The organism is Monashia sp. HAY1-5C (assembly GCF_056755255.1).
The window spans coordinates 1-277 of the sequence record NZ_JBPGXG010000334.1; the positions used below are offsets into that span (position 1 = coordinate 1).

At 66.8% G+C, this 277-nt stretch carries 1 protein-coding gene; it reads right to left on the reverse strand.

Annotated features, from left to right (window positions below; all coding sequences use genetic code 11):
- Positions 1-277, reverse strand: a 277-nt coding sequence (locus tag ACR9ZK_RS21910; RefSeq protein WP_481344063.1) for a hypothetical protein, incomplete at both ends; no start/stop codon positions are given.

Consider the following 277-nt stretch of genomic DNA (forward strand, 5'->3'; position numbering starts at 1 on the left):
CGTCCGGGTTGTGCTCCATGCCCGCCACCAGCCGCACGATGGTGTCGCCGGTCATCAGGCTGTCGGCGTCCAGGATCAGCATCTGCGGGTAACCGCCGCCAAAACGGCGCACCCAGTCGGCGATGTTGCCGGCCTTGCGCCCGCTGTTGTCGCCGCGGCGCCGGTAGAACAGGCGATCATGCCCACCGACCGCATCGCACAGCTCGGCGAACGCCTGTTCCTCGGCCGCACCGATGTCCTCGCGACGGGTATCGCTGAGCACGAAGAAATCGAACTT